This window comes from Streptosporangium sp. NPDC050855 (genome assembly GCF_044456585.1).
GTDB lineage: Bacteria > Actinomycetota > Actinomycetes > Streptosporangiales > Streptosporangiaceae > Streptosporangium > Streptosporangium longisporum.
The window spans coordinates 105,788-121,897 of the sequence record NZ_JBITFY010000008.1; the positions used below are offsets into that span (position 1 = coordinate 105,788).

Sequence of the window (16,110 nt, forward strand, 5' to 3'; positions counted from 1 at the left end):
CGCGCTCTTGGCCTCCGAACAGGAGCAGCTCGGCGAGCCGGGCTTGCTGTCACATTTCTTGTAGTCGTCCAAGCGAGGGGGCTACCCGAGGCGAGAGCTGACCGATATCCCTTACGACTCCCAACATCAGGAACCCCCACGGGATCGCGGTGTAGAGCACGAACAGGATGCGGCACAGGGCCTTGCGGTCATCCAGCCGCCTGCGCCGGGGTAGCGCGGGCACGTGACCCGTGGCCGGACCGCGTGGCTCACGCCACGGCCCCCGCCCCGGCGAGCGCGCATACCGGCCGGGTGCGGCGCAGGTAGGAACGGGCGGCCACGGCCAGGGCGACGCCGTACACGGCGAAGGCGCCGAGCCCGAACCAGATCACCAGCAGGGCGTCCCCCGGGGTGGGGAAATCCCCCCGGGGGACGGCCACCACACCTGCCGTGCCGAGCGCGGCGTAGACGAGCCCGGCCACCCCGTAGGGGGCGAGCGTGGCGACACCGACCAGCGCGGGGGCCAGCGGCAGCCAGCGGGGCACCCGCCTGCCGCGCAGGGCGAGCGTCCACCTGGGGAACACCTGTCCCCACGGCCTGACCAGCCCGAGGATGAGGAACACGCCCAGCGCGGCCAGCAGCGCCGTGACGTCGACGCCCCAGCGCTCCAGGGTCAGCATGAGCTCCGAGGCGCCGTTGCGCTCCATCGTCGCCGTCATCTCCGCCCCGCCGACACCGGCGAAGGTGCCGCCCAGCGCCCATGTCGTCTTCATCGCCGCGTACGGCAGGAACGCCGCCGCGCCCAGGTAGGCCGTCAGGCGGACGCGCCGCGAAGCCGGTACGGGCTCCGGCCCGCCCCGCACGACCGAGAGCGCGGCCGGGCGGACGGCCGGAGACGCGACCGAAGGGTCGGCCGCGGGAACGGCCGGGGACGTGTGCACGGAGCCGCACCGCGGGCAGGTCCCGTACGCGGCCGAGCGGTAGGCGCGGGCCGTGGCGACGAGCAGCACCACGCCGATCGCGGCGAGTGCCCGGTTGGCGGTCGCCGTCCAGCTGCCGACGGCCTGGGCGAAGACGAGCGTGATCACATCCATGAGCAGGCCGAACGCGGCCACACCGCTCACCACGCAGAGCCCGGCCAGCGTGGCGAGCACCACCGCCCGGGGGATGCGCGGATCCGGCCGTACCGCGGCCGGGACCGTGATCACCGTCACGGCGGCCACGGCCACGACGACCCAGTTCAGGGCGACCGGCAGCGGTTCGGCGGCACGGTGGAAGAGCGCCGACCCGGCCGACGTCGAGACCAGCCCGAACCCCCCGTACACCAGCGCCCAGCCGAGGGCCGCGTACCCCGCCCGGTGCGCCGACGGCCGCCGTCCCCCGACGGGAACCGGCACGCCCGCCGCCCGCGCGTCCCGGGCCGTGATCCGGCCACCGTCCTCCGCCGTGGTCGGCTCCCGGGACGGTTCGGCGGCTCGCGGCACGTTCGTCATGTACCGGACGGTAGACCGGGGCCGCTGTGCCGACGCTGAGACGCACTGAGAGGACTCACAGGCTTCCCGCGGGCGGCGTGGCGAGGTCGCCGTGCCGGTGCCGTCCGGCCGTCCGGGACCGGCCGACCGCCTCAAGTCGGCTCCAGTGCGTTTCCAGAAGAGCTCAAGTCGTGATCGTCATTGTCTTCACAGGGCCGTAGAGCACGGCTCCGTACGACCAGATGGGACGTGTCATGAACGACATGCTGAAGATCGACGACCTTCCCGCCGGGGTCTCCCCGCTCACCGGCGACGACCTGGACGTCGTCGCGGGCTCGGGCATCAGCGCGGGCATGAAGCCCGGTTCGGGCTACCTCTGCACCGCCCTGAACGACGACGGGACCACCGACTGCAAGATGACCTGATCCCCTCGGTGACCCGGCCTCGACGGCCATGACCGGGTCCCGGCGGTGACGGCCGGCCGGGGACGACCGGCCGATCAGGTACGGCCGGGAACGACCGGCCGCCCGGTGAACGACGGGGCCGGTGTCCGCGGGCACCGGCCCCACCCCACGACGGCGAAGGAGCACGTGACCGTGTTGTTGATCATCAGCAGCGCCCGCGACGACTCGGTTCACGCCGTGCTGCCCGGCCTCCGGGAGCGCGGCGTGCCCCTGCTGTGGTGGGACGAGGCCGACTACCCCGGGGCCTCCACCCTCACCACGAGCCTCGTCGGCGGGCGCTGGCGGCAGACGCTGACCTACCGGGGCGAGACGTACGACCTGTCGGCGGTGACCGCGGTCTGGGACCGCCGCCCCGGCACACCGTCCGCGCCCGAGGTGCCGGAACCCTCGCAGCGGGCGTTCGCCGAGCACGTGGCCAAGGTGGCGCTCACCGGCGCGTACGACCTCATGGTGGGGGCGCGCTGGATGCCGGTGCGCCCGCACCGGGGCGCGGCGATCGACAACAAGCTGCTGCACCTGTACCGGGCCGTGGAACTGGGGTTCGACGTGGTCGACACGGTCGTGACGAACGACCCGGACGAGCTCGTCCCGGCGTGGAACCGCGCCGGTGGCCGCCTCATCACCAAGACGCTCGACGCCCGCCCGTTCACGCTGGACGGTGAGCCGCGTCACCTCTACACCACGGTGGTGCCCCGGCGGCGGCTGTCGGGCCGGCACCGGCTCCGGTACGGCCCGGCGATGCTGCAGCCCAACCTGCCGAAGGCGTACGAGCTGCGGGTGACCGTGGTCGGCGAGCGCGTGTTCGCCGCCCGCATCGACTCCCAGGCCTCCCGGCTGACCGCCGTCGACTGGCGGCACTACGACGACCCCAACGTGGGCTACTCCGCCTACGACCTCCCGCCGGACGTCGCGGAGCGCTGCGTCCGCCTGGTCGCGGGGCTCGGCCTGAGCTTCGGCGCCCTGGACCTCGTCGTCACGCCCGACGGCCGGTACGTCTTCCTGGAACTCAACATCGGCGGGCAGTGGGCCTTCGTCGAGATGCTGACCGGCCTGCCCATCGGTGACGCGATCGCCGACTGGCTCGCCGACGCCACCGCCCGTCCCCGTCCCGAGGATCCCACCGATGCCCGCTGACCAGAGCACGCCCTTTCTCCGGACCGGCGCCGCGCCCGCCACCCTCGCCCGCAGCGCCTTCGCGGCCGACCTCGCCGACGCGGTCGCCCTCCTGCGCTCCCTGCCGACCGCCCGGGACGCGGCGGACGACGCCCACCGGTCCGTACGGGACTGGGGCGCCCGGCGGCCGTGGCTGCGCGCCCAGCTCGTGGTCGACGAGCCGCCGGGAGCGACCAGGATCGGCCACGACCTGCTCCTCGACCACCCCGAGGGCGGCACCGTCGCGCTGTCGGCCGAGGTGGACGACGGCGTTCCCTGGCTCGTCGACCACTCCACCCACTGGGCCGCGGCCCACGTCCTCAGCGTCGACGGCACCGGGCTCTCGATCACCGCGGCGCTGTCCACCATCCGCGCGCTCGGCGCCCGCGACCGGCGGCTGCACGAGCGGCTGGTGGACCACCGCATCGTCCTCGACGAGCTGCGGGACGAGCCACCGGCGACCACCGCCGAGACGCAGCGGGCCGCCGACGAGTTCCGCAGGCGGCGCGGGCTCACCGGCCGCGCGCAGACGCTGGAGTGGCTCGCCGACACCGGTATGTCCGAGGAGGTGTTCTGGGACCACGTCAGGACGCAGGCGCTCGTCGCCCGGGTCCGCGAGCGCTTCGCCGGCGAACCCGCCCGGCGCCGTCTCGCCGAACACGCCGGGGACTTCGCGCTGCGGCGTGCCGCGTGGGTGACCGGGCCCCGGCCGGACGCGCTGCGCGCCCTCGCCGACGGCCCGGTGACCGGGTTCACGGACCGGGTGACCGCGGCACTGCTGCCCGCGTCCGGGACCGGGGCCGAAACCGGGAGCGGGACCGGGAGCGGGAGCGGGACCGGGAGCGGGACCGCGGACGCGTACCGGACCGGACTCCCGGCCCCCCGGGACGCCGACGCGCAGGGGCTGGAGCTGCGGGTCACCGCGGCGCTCACCCCCGCGCTGCCCGAGCCCCTGCGCGCCGTGCCCGCGGGCACGGCGATCGGGCCGGTCCCCTACGACGGCGGCCACCTGGCCGGGGTCGTGTACGAGGTCGTCCCGGCCGACCCCGAGGCTCCGGAGGTGCTCGACGCAGCGCGCGACGCGGCCTTCCAGGCCTGGCTGGACGAGCGGCGGCGCACGGCCGACATCAGGTGGTTCTGGCTGTGAGGAGGAGAGTGCCGCTGCGGATGCAGCTCGCCCGCAGCGACTGCGGTGCCGCCTGCCTGTCCATGGTGCTCGGCGGGCTGGGGCGCCGTACCGGCATGGCGGAGGTGCGCGAGCACCTCGCCGAGGGCGTCGACGGGGCGAGCCTGCGCGACATGATCCAGGCCGGTGCCCGCTTCGGGTTGCGGCTGCGCGCCTGCCGCGCCCCGATGGACACCGTCGCGGGGCTTCCCGCGCCGTTCATCGCGCTGTGGGAGGACAACCACTTCGTCGTGGTCGAGCACGCCACCCCGCGCGGCGTCCTCGTCCTCGACCCGGCGCGCGGGCGGCGGCGGCTGTCCCCGCGGCAGTTCGAGGCCGGATACTCCGGCACGGTGCTGCTCGCCGACGCCCCCGACGGGCTCGTCCCCGCCGTCCGGTCCCGGCCGTGGCGGGTGTTCCGCCCGCTGGTGAGACCCGCGCTGGCGAACCGGGGGCTGATCGTCGCCGTGCTGCTGGCCTCGCTCGGCGCACAGCTCCTCGGGCTGGCCGTGCCGCTGTTCACCAAGCTCGTGGTGGACCGGCCGGTGGAGGCGGGCGTGACGACGCTCGCGGCGGCGGCCCTGTGCGTCGTCCTCGCGCACGCGCTGCTGTCGTGGACCCGCGCCCGGGTGCTGATCAGGTTGCAGACCTCGGTGGCGGGCGAGGTGATGCGCGGGCTCGTCGGCCACACGCTGGCCCTGCCGTACCGCTTCTTCCAGCGCCGGTCCAGCGGTGACCTGCTGAGCAGGCTCAGCGGGGTGGCGATGCTGCGCGACCTGCTCACCGAACGGTCGCTGACCTTCCTGTTCGACCTGTTCACCGCCGTGTCGTACGTGACCCTGCTGCTCGTGGCCTCGCCCGGGCTGGCGCTGCTGACGCTCACGGCCGCCGCCGCCCAGGCCACCGTGGTACTGGCCACGGCCCGGCGCGGGATGCACCTGGCCCTGGCCGCGCTGCACACCGGCGCCACCACCCAGTCGATCCTGATCGACGGTCTCACCGGCATCGAGGCGGTCAAGGCCTCCGGCGGCGAGGCGGCCGTCGTCGCCCGCTGGCGCGAGCACCACGACGAGGAGCTGGCCGCCGGGGCGGCCCGTGACCGGCACGTGGCCGGGGTGCAGGCGGCGAGCAACGCCGTGCAGCTGGCGCTCCACCTGGGACTGCTCGTCGCCGTGTTCGCCACCGCCGGCGGTGGCGCGACGCTGGGCGACCGGCTCGCCCTGGTGTCCCTGGCCGTCTCGGCGACCACGCCGCTCGCGTCGCTGCTCGGCATCGTGTACCAGCTCCAGCTCGCCGCCGCGCACATCGGGCGGATCGCCGACCTGATGGGCACGGCGCCCGAACCGGCGGGCGGTCTCCGGCCGGAGGGCGGGCTGCGCGGCGACATCACCGTCACCGGGCTCAGCACCGGCTACGACGCCCGCACGCCGGTGCTGCGGGACGTCTGTCTGCGCATCCCGGCCGGCGCCAGGGTCGCGATCGTCGGCGCGTCCGGGTCGGGCAAGACCACGCTGGGACGCGTGCTGGTCGGGCTGGTGGAGCCGGCCGCCGGGCAGGTCCGCTTCGACGGGACGCCGCTGGAGGAGCTCGACCGGCAGTGGCTCCGCCGTCAGGTGGGGGTGGTCACCCAGCAGCCGCACCTGTTCGCCGGCACCGTCGGGGACAACATCACCGGCTTCTCCGGGCCGGGCGGACGGGAGACCGAGCACGCCGCCCGCATGGCCGAGATCCACGACGAGATCGTGCGGCTCCCGCAGGGCTACGGCACCGACATCGGCGAGGGGGGCTCGCGCCTGTCCGGCGGGCAGCGCCAGCGGCTCGCCCTGGCCCGCGCGCTCTTCCGCCGCCCGCGGATCCTGCTGCTGGACGAGCCGACCGCCAGCCTGGACGCGGTCACCGAGGAGCGCATCCGCCGCAACCTGCTCGGTCTCGGGCAGACGCAGGTGATCATCGCCCACCGGCTGTCGACCGTCCAGGACGCCGACCTGATCGTCGTGCTCGACCGCGGCCGGGTGGTCGAGACCGGCACCCACCGGTGGCTGATGGCCCGCGACGGCCACTACGCCGACCTGGTCCGCCACCAGCACCGGACGGCCGATCCCGGCACGGAACCGGTCCCCGCCGACTCGCCGCTCCCGCCGTAGGCGGCGGCTCCCCACCGGGCGAAATCGTTTTGCCTTTATAGACCTCTGAGGTATAAAAGCGACAGGTCGATATTCGGACGACGCTGACGGCAGAGGGAAACGGGTCACGGGTGAGCGCTGAACCGGCCGGACTCGACTTCTCCGTCCTGGGCCCGCTGACCGTGTCCCGCCGGGGGGAACGGCTCGTCCTCGGCGGCCCCCGCGTCAAGGCCCTGGTCGCGACCCTGCTCATCGCGCAGGGCAAGATGATCACGACCGACCGCATCGTCGACGCGATCTGGGGGGAGCAGGCCCCCGACAGCGGCGTGGCCACCCTCTACACGTACGTCACCAAGCTGAGGAAGGTCCTGGAGCCGGACCGGCCCCCACGCTCGGCCACGGGCCTGCTCGTCCGCCAGGGACCGGGCTACGCCCTGCGCGTCAGGCCGGAGTCGGTGGACTCCGAGCGCTTCGTCGCCCTGGCCGAGCGCGGCGCGCGGCTCCTGGCCGACGACCCTCCGGCCGCCGCGGAGACCCTCGCGACCGCGCTCGCGCTGTGGCGCGGGCCCGCGTACGCCGACCTCGGCGACACCGACGTGGCGAGCGCCGAGATCGCCCGGCTGGAGAACGCCCGGCTGGCCGCCCGCCAGGACCACGCGGCGGCCCTGCTGGCGATGGGCACGGCCGTCCAGGCGGTGGGCGAGCTGGAGGCGCTGGTGCGCGAGCACCCGCTGGCCGAGCGGTCCTGGGAGCTGCTCGCGCTCGCCCTGTACCGCGACGGGCGGCAGGGGGAGTCCCTGGCCGCCCTGCGCACGGCGCGCGAGCGGCTGAGCGAGGACCTCGGCGTGGACCCCGGCCCCTCGCTGCGCGCCATGGAGACGGCGCTGCTCCGGCAGGACCCCGCCCTGGACCGGCGGACTCCGAAGGAGACGGCGCGGCTCGCCGAACCGGAGCGGCGGCCGGCCCGCCCGAGACTGCCGGTGCCGCTGACCCGCCTCGTGGGACGCGACGCCGCCGTGAACACGGTCACGGACCTGCTCGCCGCGAACCGGCTGGTGACGATCACCGGCCTGGGCGGCACGGGCAAGAGCCGGACGGCCCTGGAGGTCGCCCGGCGACACGGCGACGGGAACGGGGACGGGGACGGGGACGGGGACGGGGACGGCCCGTGGCTGGTCCTGCTCGCGGACGTGACAGACGCGGGGCTGCTGCCGGCCACGATCGGCGCGGCGATGGGCGTGGCCATCACGGGCAGCGCCGACCACCTCGCCGCCTCGATCGGCGACCGGGACACGCTGCTGGTCCTCGACAACTGCGAGCACCTGATCGACGCGGTCGCCCCGCTGGCGGAGACGCTGCTGTCCCGCTGCCCCGGCCTGCGGCTGCTCGCCACGAGCCGGGAGCCGCTGGCCGTCGCGGGAGAGACCACCTGGGACCTGCCGCCGCTCGACCCCGACGGGGCGGCCGTCGAGCTCTTCGTCGAACGCTCCCTCGCCGTCCGCCCCGGTCAGCGCCCCCGGCACGACGAGCGGAAGCTCGTCGCCAGGATCTGCCGGGAGCTGGACGGCCTCCCCCTGGCCATCGAGCTCGCGGCGGCCCAGACGCGGGTCCTGTCCCTGGAGCAGATCGCCGACGGACTCGGCGACCGGTTCGCGCTGCTGACCACCGGCTCCCGTACCGCTCCGGAGCGCCACCGGAGCCTGGAGGCCGCCATCGCCTCCAGCGTGCGCCTGCTCACCCCGGCCGAGGCGGACCTGCTCGGCTGCCTGAGCCTCTTCGAGGGCGGGTTCGACCTGGAGGCGGCCGAACGGGTGGCGGGACCCCCGGCGGTGCTGCACAGGCTGAGCGGTCTCGTCGCCAAGTCGCTGGTCACGGTGGACGGCACCACCCTGCCCCGGCGCTACCGGATGCTGGAGACCATCCGGCAGTACGCCCTGCGCACCCTGCCCGCCGGCGAGCGTGCCCGGTGGGCCGACCGCCACCTCGCCTGGGCGGTGGAACTGGCCGAGACGGCCGGACGGCGCCTGCGCACCTTCGACGGCGCGCTGTGGACGCGCAGGCTCCGCCACGAGCAGGCGAACACGCGGGCCGCCCTCCGCCACGCCCTGACCAAGGGCGACGGGGACGCCGCGCTGCGCGTCACCGGCGCGCTGTCGTGGTTCTGGTACCGCAACGGCGACGTGCACGAGGGCATCGCACGGCTGTCCGAGGCCCTCGACCTCGCGGACGCGGGCCACCCCGGACGGGGACAGGCGCTGATCGGCCGGGCGATGCTCCGCTACCTGGCGGGCGACCCGTTCACCGGGAACGACGACGTCGAGCTGGCGCTGCGGGAGGCCGAGGCGTCCGGTGACGTCGAGGTCCTGGCCCGTGCCCTGCCGTACCGGGCGTTCTTCCTCCAGCTCAGCGGCGACCCGGGCCGGGCCCGGCTCGCGCTCGCCGAGGGCTGGAAGCACGTGCAGGCCACCGGGCTGTCCTGGGTCGAGGCCGAGCTGACGATGGTCCGCGGGCAGATCACCAGGGTGGCGGGCGATCCGCTGCTCGCCACCGAGCAGCTCATGCAGGCCTCCGCCCTGGCCGAGTCCTGCGGCCACGACTGGGCGTACTGCTCCTCGGCCTGGATCGGCGCCAAGGTCGCCATGGACCTGGGCGACGCCGACCGGGCGGTGCAGCAGATGGCCCGCATGGTCGTGCACCTGGACCGCGTACAGGACGTGACCTCCTGGCTGGCCTGCGCCCACGTGCTCGCCGGGGCCCTCGGCATGGCGGGCCGGGCCGTGGACGGCGCGGTGCTCCTGGGCGCGGTCTCGGCCATCGGCTCCCGGGTCGGCTACTCCCCCGAGCTGATGGACCCGTTGGACGGCCCCCGCAACGTGGCCGCCGTGCGCTCCACCCTCTCGCCGGAGGCGTACGACGAGGCGACGGCCATGGGTGCCAGCCTGACGAACGACGACGTCACCGCGATGGCGCGCCGCCTCGTCGCGACCGCCCCGGGCGACGGCGCCCGGCGGACCGCACTGCGCCACGAGCGTTCCTGAGCCCCACGGCACGCGCCGGGTACGCGCGGCCGGGGGCACGCACCGGTACGCGTGATCGGTGGAGGCGCGCCGGGTGCGGGTGGTCGGCGAAAGCGCGCCGGGTGCGCGCGATCAGGAGGGGCGCGGCGTGGCGCGCAGCAGGTCGAGCTCCTCGTTCATCGCGTCGAGGAAGGCGGCCGCGACGCGCAGCTCGTCCGGGCTGAAGCGCCGCAGCGCGTTGTCCGTGCCGCGGCCGAGCGGCCGGAAGAAGGCCGCGGCGAACTCCTTGGCCGCGTCGAGGTAGTGCAGGTGGATCACGCGCCGGTCGTGCACGTCGCGGACCCGGCGGATGTGCCCGGCCCGTTCCAGCCTGTCCAGGCACGCGGTGACCGCGCCCGAGGTCAGGTTCAGCTCCTGCCGTAGCCGGCTCGGGGTGATCGGCGACGGGGAGTCGAAGATCGTGACGAGGGCCTGGACGTCGGTGATGTGCAGCCCGTGCTCGTGGGCGAACTCGTGGGCGATGCGGTTGAACTCGGTGTTCATCCGGCGCAGCCGTACCGCGAAGGAGTGCAGGTCGATGCCTTCCCCGCTGTCGCCGGTCATGAGGCCATGCTACATTAACTCAATCATTGGCTATCTCAATCATTGAGTTATATGGCGTCACGAAAGGACGGTCTCATGGCGCGGCGATCGATCCGCCTGCTCGTACCGGCACTGCTGGTGCTGGTCTGGCTGGCCGTCGGCGGGGGGCTCGGCCCGTTCGCCGGCAGGCTCGCCGAGGTGTCCACCGACGACCAGGCCGCGTTCCTGCCCCAGAGCGCGGAGTCGACGCGCGTGCTGGAGACGCAGGAGCGCTTCCGCGAGGGCATCGCACAGCCGCTCATCGTGGTGTGGACGGCCGAGGGGAACGTCACCCCCGGGCAGACCACCGAGGCGACCCGGGCGCTCGCCTCGCTGCGCGGGACGGCGGGCGTCGTCGGGACGCCCACGCCCGCCATCGGGTCCGACGACGGCCGGGCGCTGCAGGGCGTGGTCCAGCTCAGCCCCGACCTCGGCGACTCGCTCGAACAGACCCTGGACCGGATCGGCTCGGCGGTGGCGGTCGACGGCCTGCAGGCCAGGCTCGCGGGACCGGCGGCCACCCGGGCCGACCTGTCCGACGCCTTCGCCGGGATCGACGGCCTGCTGCTCGGGGTGGCACTGATCACCGTGCTGGTCATCCTGCTGGCGGTGTACCGGAGCGTGCTGCTGCCCCTGATCATCATCGCCGGTGCGGTCTTCGCCCTGGGCCTGGCGTGCGCCCTGGTGTACGTCCTGGCCGACCGCGACATCGTCCGGGTCGACGGCCAGGTACAGGGCATCCTGTTCATCCTGGTCATCGGCGCGGCCACCGACTACGCGTTGCTGCTGACCGCCCGCTTCCGGGAGGAACTGGCCGCGACCGGCGACCGTGTCGCCGCGGGCCGCGTCGCGCTGCGGCGCTCGTTCGAACCGATCGTCGCCAGCGCCGCCACGGTGGCCCTGGCCCTGCTCGCGCTGCTGCTCAGCGGCCTGACCAACAACCGCGCGCTCGGCCCGGTGGGCGCCATCGGCATCGTGTGCGCCGCCCTCAGCGCCCTCACCTTCCTGCCCGCCGCGCTCGTCCTGCTGGGCCGAGTCGCCCTGTGGCCGACGAAGCCGCGCCCGGCCGACCTCCCTGCCGGCTTCTCCACGGACCACCCGGACGCCCCTTCTGCTTCTGCGGACCACTCGGACGACCGTTCGGTGGAGCACCCGGACGGCGTCCCTGCGCGCCACCCGGACGGCTCCCCGGCGGGCCACCGGGCCCGTCGATCGGCCGGGGGCGGGGCCCGCGGGATCTGGGGCCGGGTGGCCGGCCTGGTCGACCGCCGTCCGCGCCGGCTCTGGATCGCGACCGTCCTGCCCCTGATCGGCCTCGCCCTCTTCGCGCCGCAGCTGAACGCCGCGGGCGTACCGCTGGACGAGACCTTCGTGAACGACGCGCCGTCGGTGGCGGCGCAGGCGGCGCTGAGCGAGCACTTCCCCGGAGGCTCGGGACAGCCCGCGGTCATCGTCGTCCCGGCCGAGCGCGCCACGGCCGTACGGGACGCGGCCCGCGGCGTCGAGGGCGTGTCCGACGCCTCGGTGGTGAGCCGGAGCGGGCGCCCGGGCGATGACTCCCCCAAGGTCGTCGACGGGCTCGCGCTGGTGGAGGCGACGCTGAAGGACGCGCCGGACGGCGACGCCGCCCAGGACACGGTCAGGCGGCTGCGCACCGCGCTCTCCGCCGAGAACGGCGTCCTGGTCGGCGGGTACAGCGCCCAGCGGTACGACACGACCGAGACCGCGGAGAAGGACACGCTGCTCATCGTCCCGGTCGTGCTGGCGATCATCCTGCTCATCCTGATCGTCCTGCTGCGCTCGCTGGTGACGCCCGTGCTCCTGGTGGTCACCGTGGCGCTGAACTTCCTGGCCACCCTCGGCGTCTCCACCCTGGTCTTCACGCACCTGTTCGGCTTCACCGGCGTCGACGCGTCCGTGCCGCTGTACGGCTTCGTCTTCCTGGTCGCGCTGGGGGTGGACTACAACATCTTCCTCATGTCCAGGGTGCGCGAGGAGACCGCGAACCACGGGGCGCGTCAGGGCGTGCTGCGCGGGCTGGTCACCACCGGCGGAGTGATCACCTCCGCGGGCGTCGTGCTCGCCGCCACCTTCGCCGCGCTGGTGGTGATCCCCCTGGCCTTCCTCGCCCAGATCGCCTTCATCGTGGCCTTCGGCGTCCTGCTCGACACCCTGGTGGTGCGGTCCCTGCTGGTACCGGCACTGGTCCGGGACCTGGGCCCCCGAGCCTGGTGGCCCAGCCGCCTGGGCCGTACCGGGACACGGCAGGAGTCCAGGGAACCGGCCGGGGTGTCGGGGTGAGTGCCGGTCCGTGCGACGGCGGCGTCCCCCGTGGACGCCGTCCCGCCCGATGAACCGCCCTGGACGCGTCCCCGGAAGGCGTCCAGGGCGGACATCTCGTCCCGTCGACCGCTGGCGGGCGGAGGGCGGCGGACGGTAGAACGAGATCATGGACAGTCGCACGCTCACCGACCGCCTCGCCCGCGCCGTCGAACAGGACCGGGTGCCCGGCCTGCACGCCGTCGTCGTCGCCCACCGCGGCAGGGTGGTCCTGGAGCACTACGGCGAGGGCGAGGACTTCAGGCTCGGCGAGCCGCTCGGCCACGTGCGCTTCACGCCGGACACCCTCCATGACGTCCGCTCGATCTCCAAGAGCGTCGTCGGCCTCCTGTACGGCGTCGCCCTGGCCGACGGCCACGTACCCGAACCGCGCGAGCCGCTGCTCCGGCACTTCCCCGAGTACCCCGACCTCGCCGAGGACCCCCGGCGCGCCGCGCTGACGGTCGAGCACGCGCTCACGATGACCCTCGGCCTGGAGTGGGACGAGAACGTCCCCTACACGAGCCCGGCCAACAGCGAGCTCGCGATGGAGCTCGCCCCCGACCGCTACCGCTACGTCCTGGAACGGCCGATCGTGGACGAGCCCGGCGTCCGCCGCTCCTACTGCGGGGGCGCCACGGCGCTGCTGGCGCGGCTCATCGAGAAGGGCACGGGGTCGGCGCTGGCGGACTACGCCCGCGAAAGGCTGTTCGAGCCGCTGGGGATCACGCGCTTCGCGTGGACGACCGGCACGGACGGGACGGCCATGGCCGCGGCCGGTCTGCGGCTGACCCCCCGCGGCCTCCTGGCGATCGGAGGGCTCGTCCTCGACGGGGGCAGGGACCTCGTACCCGCGTCCTGGCTGGCGGCGGCACTGCACCCGCACGTACGGCGCGACGAGAACTCCTGCTACGGCTACCACTGGTACACCGGTGAGGGATGGGTGGGCGCGTTCGGCAACGGCGGCCAGCGGATCCACGTGGCGCCCCCGCTGGACCTCGTGGTCGCCATCACCGCCGGAGAGTACGACCACCCCGACCAGCGGACCGCCCCGGCCGTGCTCGACGAGGTGATCCTCCCGGGAGTCGAGCGCTGAACCGCACCGGCGACGCCACCGTCCCACCTCGCCCGGCCGCAGCGAAACGTGGTCGCGGCCCCCTCGTTCACCAGGGTGCGAACCTGCCGCGCGGTCCGGCCCTGTGGTGCGACCCCCGGTGACGGAATCCGAGGCCTTCACCCGCCCCTCGCCGGGTGGGTCCGGCCCGGCTGGACTCTCCCACCGTGGGAGACCCCATGCTGTCTCCAGCGGTCCTCGGCAGTTGATCATGCAGGTGTCAGGGGTGAGGACGGTGTGACCATCCGCGCGTCGGCCGAGGAGAGCGACCCATGACCATCGTGAAGGGCGTCGAGGCCCGCGGCACGCACCACTGCGAGACCACGGCGCTGGGGGTGCTGCTACGGCACGAGGGACTCGACCTGTCCGAGCCCATGCTGTTCGGGCTGGGCTCGGGGCTGTCCTTCGTCTACTGGGACCGCAAGGACATGCCACTCCCCTTCGTCGGGGGCCGCGTCAAGCCCTTCGACCTCACCAGGAACCTGGCCGCCAGGCTGGGGCTGAGGTTGACGGTCGAGGAGACCACCTCACCGCGCAAGGCGTGGGAGAACGTGGCCGCCCCCATCGACGCCGGCCGGCCGGTCGGCCTTCAGCTCGACTGCTACCACCTGGACTACTTCCGCTCCAAGGTGCACTTCGGCGGCCATGTCGTCGCCATGTACGGCTACGGCGAGCACGACGCCTACCTCGTGGACACCGAGCAGCAGGGAGGAGCCGTGCGCACCTCCCTGGCCGGCCTCGCCATGGCGCGCGCCGAACGCGGCCCGATGACCGCCAGGAACCGATCCTTCACCGTCACCCTGCCGACCCGCCCGCTCTCCTGGCAGGACCGGATCATCCCCGCCGTCAAGGACTGCGCCGACGCCTTCCTCGCCGCTCCCATCGCGAACCTGGGCCACCGCGGCATCGAGAAGGCCGCCGGGCTGGTGCCCGGATGGCTGCTGCGCGCCGGCGAACCGCGACAGGACCTGCCGCAGGCCGCTCTCCTCATGGAGAGGGGCGGCACCGGCGGCGCCCTGTTCCGCGTCCTCTACCGTGACTTCCTCGACGAGTGCACCCGGCTGATCGACGACGACGGCCTCCGCACCGGTCACCGGCTGTACGCCGAGGCCGCCACCCTGTGGACGGACGTGTCCGCCCTGATCGAGAAGGCCGGGGAGAGCGGCGACGCGGAGTACCTCACGCGGGCCGGCGTCATCCTCCACGATCTCTCACGCATCGAGAGGGAGGCCATGCAGGTGCTGAGCCGGTTGTAGGCCGGAGGACGGCCGTGGCCGAGGGCCGTGAGCCGGTCCGTGCGGGACGGCGCCGGCCGGTGGAGGTGCCGGCGGGATGGTCGGCACCTCCGCCGGTTCGTCGTCGAGCACGGCGCGTGTCCCATCTCCGAGGAGACCGGGATCAGAAGGAGCGGCGGTGGTAGGTGCCCCAGTCGAAGTCGCCGGAGCGGCCCTCGCCGATGCGGACGCGGAAGCCGTCGAAGCCGCCCTTGGCGCTGTAGCTGAACTTCCACTCGCGGTGGCCGCCGGTGCTGAAGCGGCGGTTGTGCCAGCCACGGTCGTCGTGGTGGGAGAAGTCGATGAAGGTGTTCTCCCGGTCGCGGTCGCGGTCCCAGGTCTTGATGTCGAAGTGGTAGCGGCCGTTGGAGTAGTACCAGTAGCCCTTGTAGTAGGAGCGCTCGCCGCGCGACTCGCCGCCGCCGAAGCCGGAGTAGCCGGAGAACCAGTGCTTGGTGTACTGGGCCTGGGCGACCGCAGCCGTACCCGCCGTGGCGGTGGTGGCGGCCTGGGCGGGGGCGGCGGCGACACCGGTGGCCAGCGCGCCGGCCAGAGCCGTGCCGACAAGGATGCTGCGAAGCTTACGCATGAGGGATTTCCTTCGGGTGAGCGATCCGTGTTGTCTGCGCCCGGTGCGCTTTCTCGGTGCTGCGCGTTCCGGACAGCACCGACATTAGGCAGGAGAGAAGTCCCGTTCTGCGTACAAACGCACACACAAGAGCGAGCGTGCACTACGACACAAACGGCCCCACTCTTCCCCTGAGCAACACCCCGCACGACCGGACGCCCTCCGGCGAAGCCGGAAGTCCCCGCACGATCCCCGCCCGGTATGTCTGTTCTCGGCCTGGAGCCGTAAGCGGAGGGGACTTCGGGAAGAAATCCGGCGGATCCTGTCGAGGACCGGTGCCCGCCGTTCGTCACACGGACGAAGCATCCCTTCCACCCATGAGGAGCGACGATGAGGTACGCGATGCTGATCTGCGGTGACGACCGCGAGTGGGCCACGCTGTCCCCGGCCGACGAGGAGGACGTGATGAAGCAGGTCTACGCGTGGTTCGAGCGGTGGCAGCCGACCGGCAAGATCATCGATGGTGGTGCCGAGCTGCAGGCCCGGCAGACGGCCAAGACGGTACGCGCCGACGCGGACGGCCGGCCGGTGATCACCGACGGGCCGTACCTGGAACTCAAGGAGGTCATCGGCGCGATCGTCCTGCTGGAGTGCGACGACGTCGACGAGGCCACGCGGATCGCGGCCACCTGGCCGTTCGCCGCCGGGATGAGCGCGCTGGAGGTCCGCCCGGTGATGAGCCACGAATAACGGTGCGGTGGGATCCGTCCGGTCGTGAGCCGCGAACAGCGGTGGAGACCCGTCCGATGGTGAGCCGCGAACAGCGGTGACGCTGAGGCGCC

The 16,110-nt window shown here is 73.7% G+C and carries 12 protein-coding genes; 9 read left to right on the plus strand and 3 right to left on the minus strand.

Going from position 1 to position 16,110, the window contains the following annotated elements:
- Positions 1-248 precede the first annotated feature (248 nt).
- Complete coding sequence (locus ACIBCT_RS17580) at positions 249-1,472, minus strand: hypothetical protein (protein ID WP_399189627.1); 1,224 nt, start codon at positions 1,470-1,472, stop codon at positions 249-251.
- Between the two features lie 233 nt (positions 1,473-1,705).
- Between ACIBCT_RS17580 and ACIBCT_RS17585 the strand changes: the two genes are divergently transcribed.
- The 5 genes from ACIBCT_RS17585 (at position 1,706) to ACIBCT_RS17605 (ending at position 9,393) form a co-directional block, all read left to right on the plus strand.
- Positions 1,706-1,876 carry a hypothetical protein gene (locus ACIBCT_RS17585; RefSeq protein WP_399189629.1) on the plus strand — a complete coding sequence of 57 codons (171 nt, stop codon included), beginning with the start codon at positions 1,706-1,708 and terminating at the stop codon, positions 1,874-1,876.
- A gap of 165 nt (positions 1,877-2,041) precedes the next feature.
- A complete protein-coding gene (locus ACIBCT_RS17590) occupies positions 2,042-3,049 on the plus strand; it encodes an MvdC/MvdD family ATP grasp protein (protein ID WP_399189631.1) in 1,008 nt (335 codons plus the stop codon).
- The gene (locus ACIBCT_RS17595; protein WP_399189633.1) at positions 3,039-4,214 is read left to right on the plus strand and encodes a TIGR04500 family putative peptide maturation system protein; all 1,176 of its coding nucleotides are present in this window, start codon (positions 3,039-3,041) and stop codon (positions 4,212-4,214) included. The genes ACIBCT_RS17590 and ACIBCT_RS17595 overlap by 11 nt, the downstream gene beginning before the upstream one ends.
- 8 nt (positions 4,215-4,222) lie before the next feature.
- Positions 4,223-6,376 carry a peptidase domain-containing ABC transporter gene (locus ACIBCT_RS17600; protein WP_399189635.1) on the plus strand — a complete coding sequence of 718 codons (2,154 nt, stop codon included), beginning with the start codon at positions 4,223-4,225 and terminating at the stop codon, positions 6,374-6,376.
- A gap of 110 nt (positions 6,377-6,486) precedes the next feature.
- Positions 6,487-9,393, plus strand: coding sequence for an AfsR/SARP family transcriptional regulator (locus tag ACIBCT_RS17605; RefSeq protein ID WP_399189637.1), 2,907 nt, complete (start codon positions 6,487-6,489; stop codon positions 9,391-9,393).
- A 111-nt stretch (positions 9,394-9,504) separates the two neighbouring features.
- Here the strand turns inward: ACIBCT_RS17605 and ACIBCT_RS17610 are convergent, their stop codons facing one another.
- Positions 9,505-9,975: a MarR family winged helix-turn-helix transcriptional regulator gene (locus ACIBCT_RS17610; protein ID WP_399189639.1), complete on the minus strand. Its 471-nt coding sequence runs from the start codon at positions 9,973-9,975 to the stop codon at positions 9,505-9,507.
- Between the two features lie 75 nt (positions 9,976-10,050).
- Between ACIBCT_RS17610 and ACIBCT_RS17615 the strand changes: the two genes are divergently transcribed.
- The 3 genes from ACIBCT_RS17615 to ACIBCT_RS17625 all read left to right on the plus strand — a co-directional run bounded on the left by ACIBCT_RS17615 (position 10,051) and on the right by ACIBCT_RS17625 (position 14,682).
- Positions 10,051-12,294 (plus strand): MMPL family transporter, encoded by a 2,244-nt coding sequence (locus tag ACIBCT_RS17615; RefSeq protein WP_399189641.1) that lies wholly within the window; start codon positions 10,051-10,053, stop codon positions 12,292-12,294.
- A 148-nt stretch (positions 12,295-12,442) separates the two neighbouring features.
- Positions 12,443-13,408: a serine hydrolase domain-containing protein gene (locus ACIBCT_RS17620; protein ID WP_399189643.1), complete on the plus strand. Its 966-nt coding sequence runs from the start codon at positions 12,443-12,445 to the stop codon at positions 13,406-13,408.
- A 290-nt stretch (positions 13,409-13,698) separates the two neighbouring features.
- A complete protein-coding gene (locus ACIBCT_RS17625; protein WP_399189646.1) occupies positions 13,699-14,682 on the plus strand; it encodes a BtrH N-terminal domain-containing protein in 984 nt (327 codons plus the stop codon).
- A gap of 142 nt (positions 14,683-14,824) precedes the next feature.
- Here ACIBCT_RS17625 and ACIBCT_RS17630 read toward each other — a convergent pair whose 3' ends face one another.
- Positions 14,825-15,289: a hypothetical protein gene (locus ACIBCT_RS17630; protein WP_399189648.1), complete on the minus strand. Its 465-nt coding sequence runs from the start codon at positions 15,287-15,289 to the stop codon at positions 14,825-14,827.
- Between the two features lie 369 nt (positions 15,290-15,658).
- Here ACIBCT_RS17630 and ACIBCT_RS17635 point away from each other — a divergent pair, with 369 nt between their 5' ends.
- On the plus strand, positions 15,659-16,018 hold the full coding sequence (locus ACIBCT_RS17635; protein ID WP_399189651.1) for a YciI family protein: 360 nt from the start codon (positions 15,659-15,661) through the stop codon (positions 16,016-16,018).
- Positions 16,019-16,110 lie beyond the last annotated feature (92 nt).

Excerpts from the sequence above, each read along its gene's own strand:
- ACIBCT_RS17625 (WP_399189646.1), top strand. The coding sequence starts at position 13,699 with ATGACCATCGTGAAGGGCGTCGAGGCCCGCGGCACGCACCACTGCGAG.
- ACIBCT_RS17585 (WP_399189629.1), top strand. The coding sequence starts at position 1,706 with ATGAACGACATGCTGAAGATCGACGACCTTCCCGCCGGGGTCTCCCCG.
- ACIBCT_RS17595 (WP_399189633.1), top strand. The coding sequence starts at position 3,039 with ATGCCCGCTGACCAGAGCACGCCCTTTCTCCGGACCGGCGCCGCGCCC.
- ACIBCT_RS17635 (WP_399189651.1), top strand. The coding sequence starts at position 15,659 with ATGAGGTACGCGATGCTGATCTGCGGTGACGACCGCGAGTGGGCCACG.
- ACIBCT_RS17630 (WP_399189648.1), bottom strand. The coding sequence starts at position 15,289 with ATGCGTAAGCTTCGCAGCATCCTTGTCGGCACGGCTCTGGCCGGCGCG.
- ACIBCT_RS17620 (WP_399189643.1), top strand. The coding sequence starts at position 12,443 with ATGGACAGTCGCACGCTCACCGACCGCCTCGCCCGCGCCGTCGAACAG.
- ACIBCT_RS17610 (WP_399189639.1), bottom strand. The coding sequence starts at position 9,975 with ATGACCGGCGACAGCGGGGAAGGCATCGACCTGCACTCCTTCGCGGTA.
- ACIBCT_RS17615 (WP_399189641.1), top strand. The coding sequence starts at position 10,051 with ATGGCGCGGCGATCGATCCGCCTGCTCGTACCGGCACTGCTGGTGCTG.
- ACIBCT_RS17580 (WP_399189627.1), bottom strand. The coding sequence starts at position 1,472 with ATGACGAACGTGCCGCGAGCCGCCGAACCGTCCCGGGAGCCGACCACG.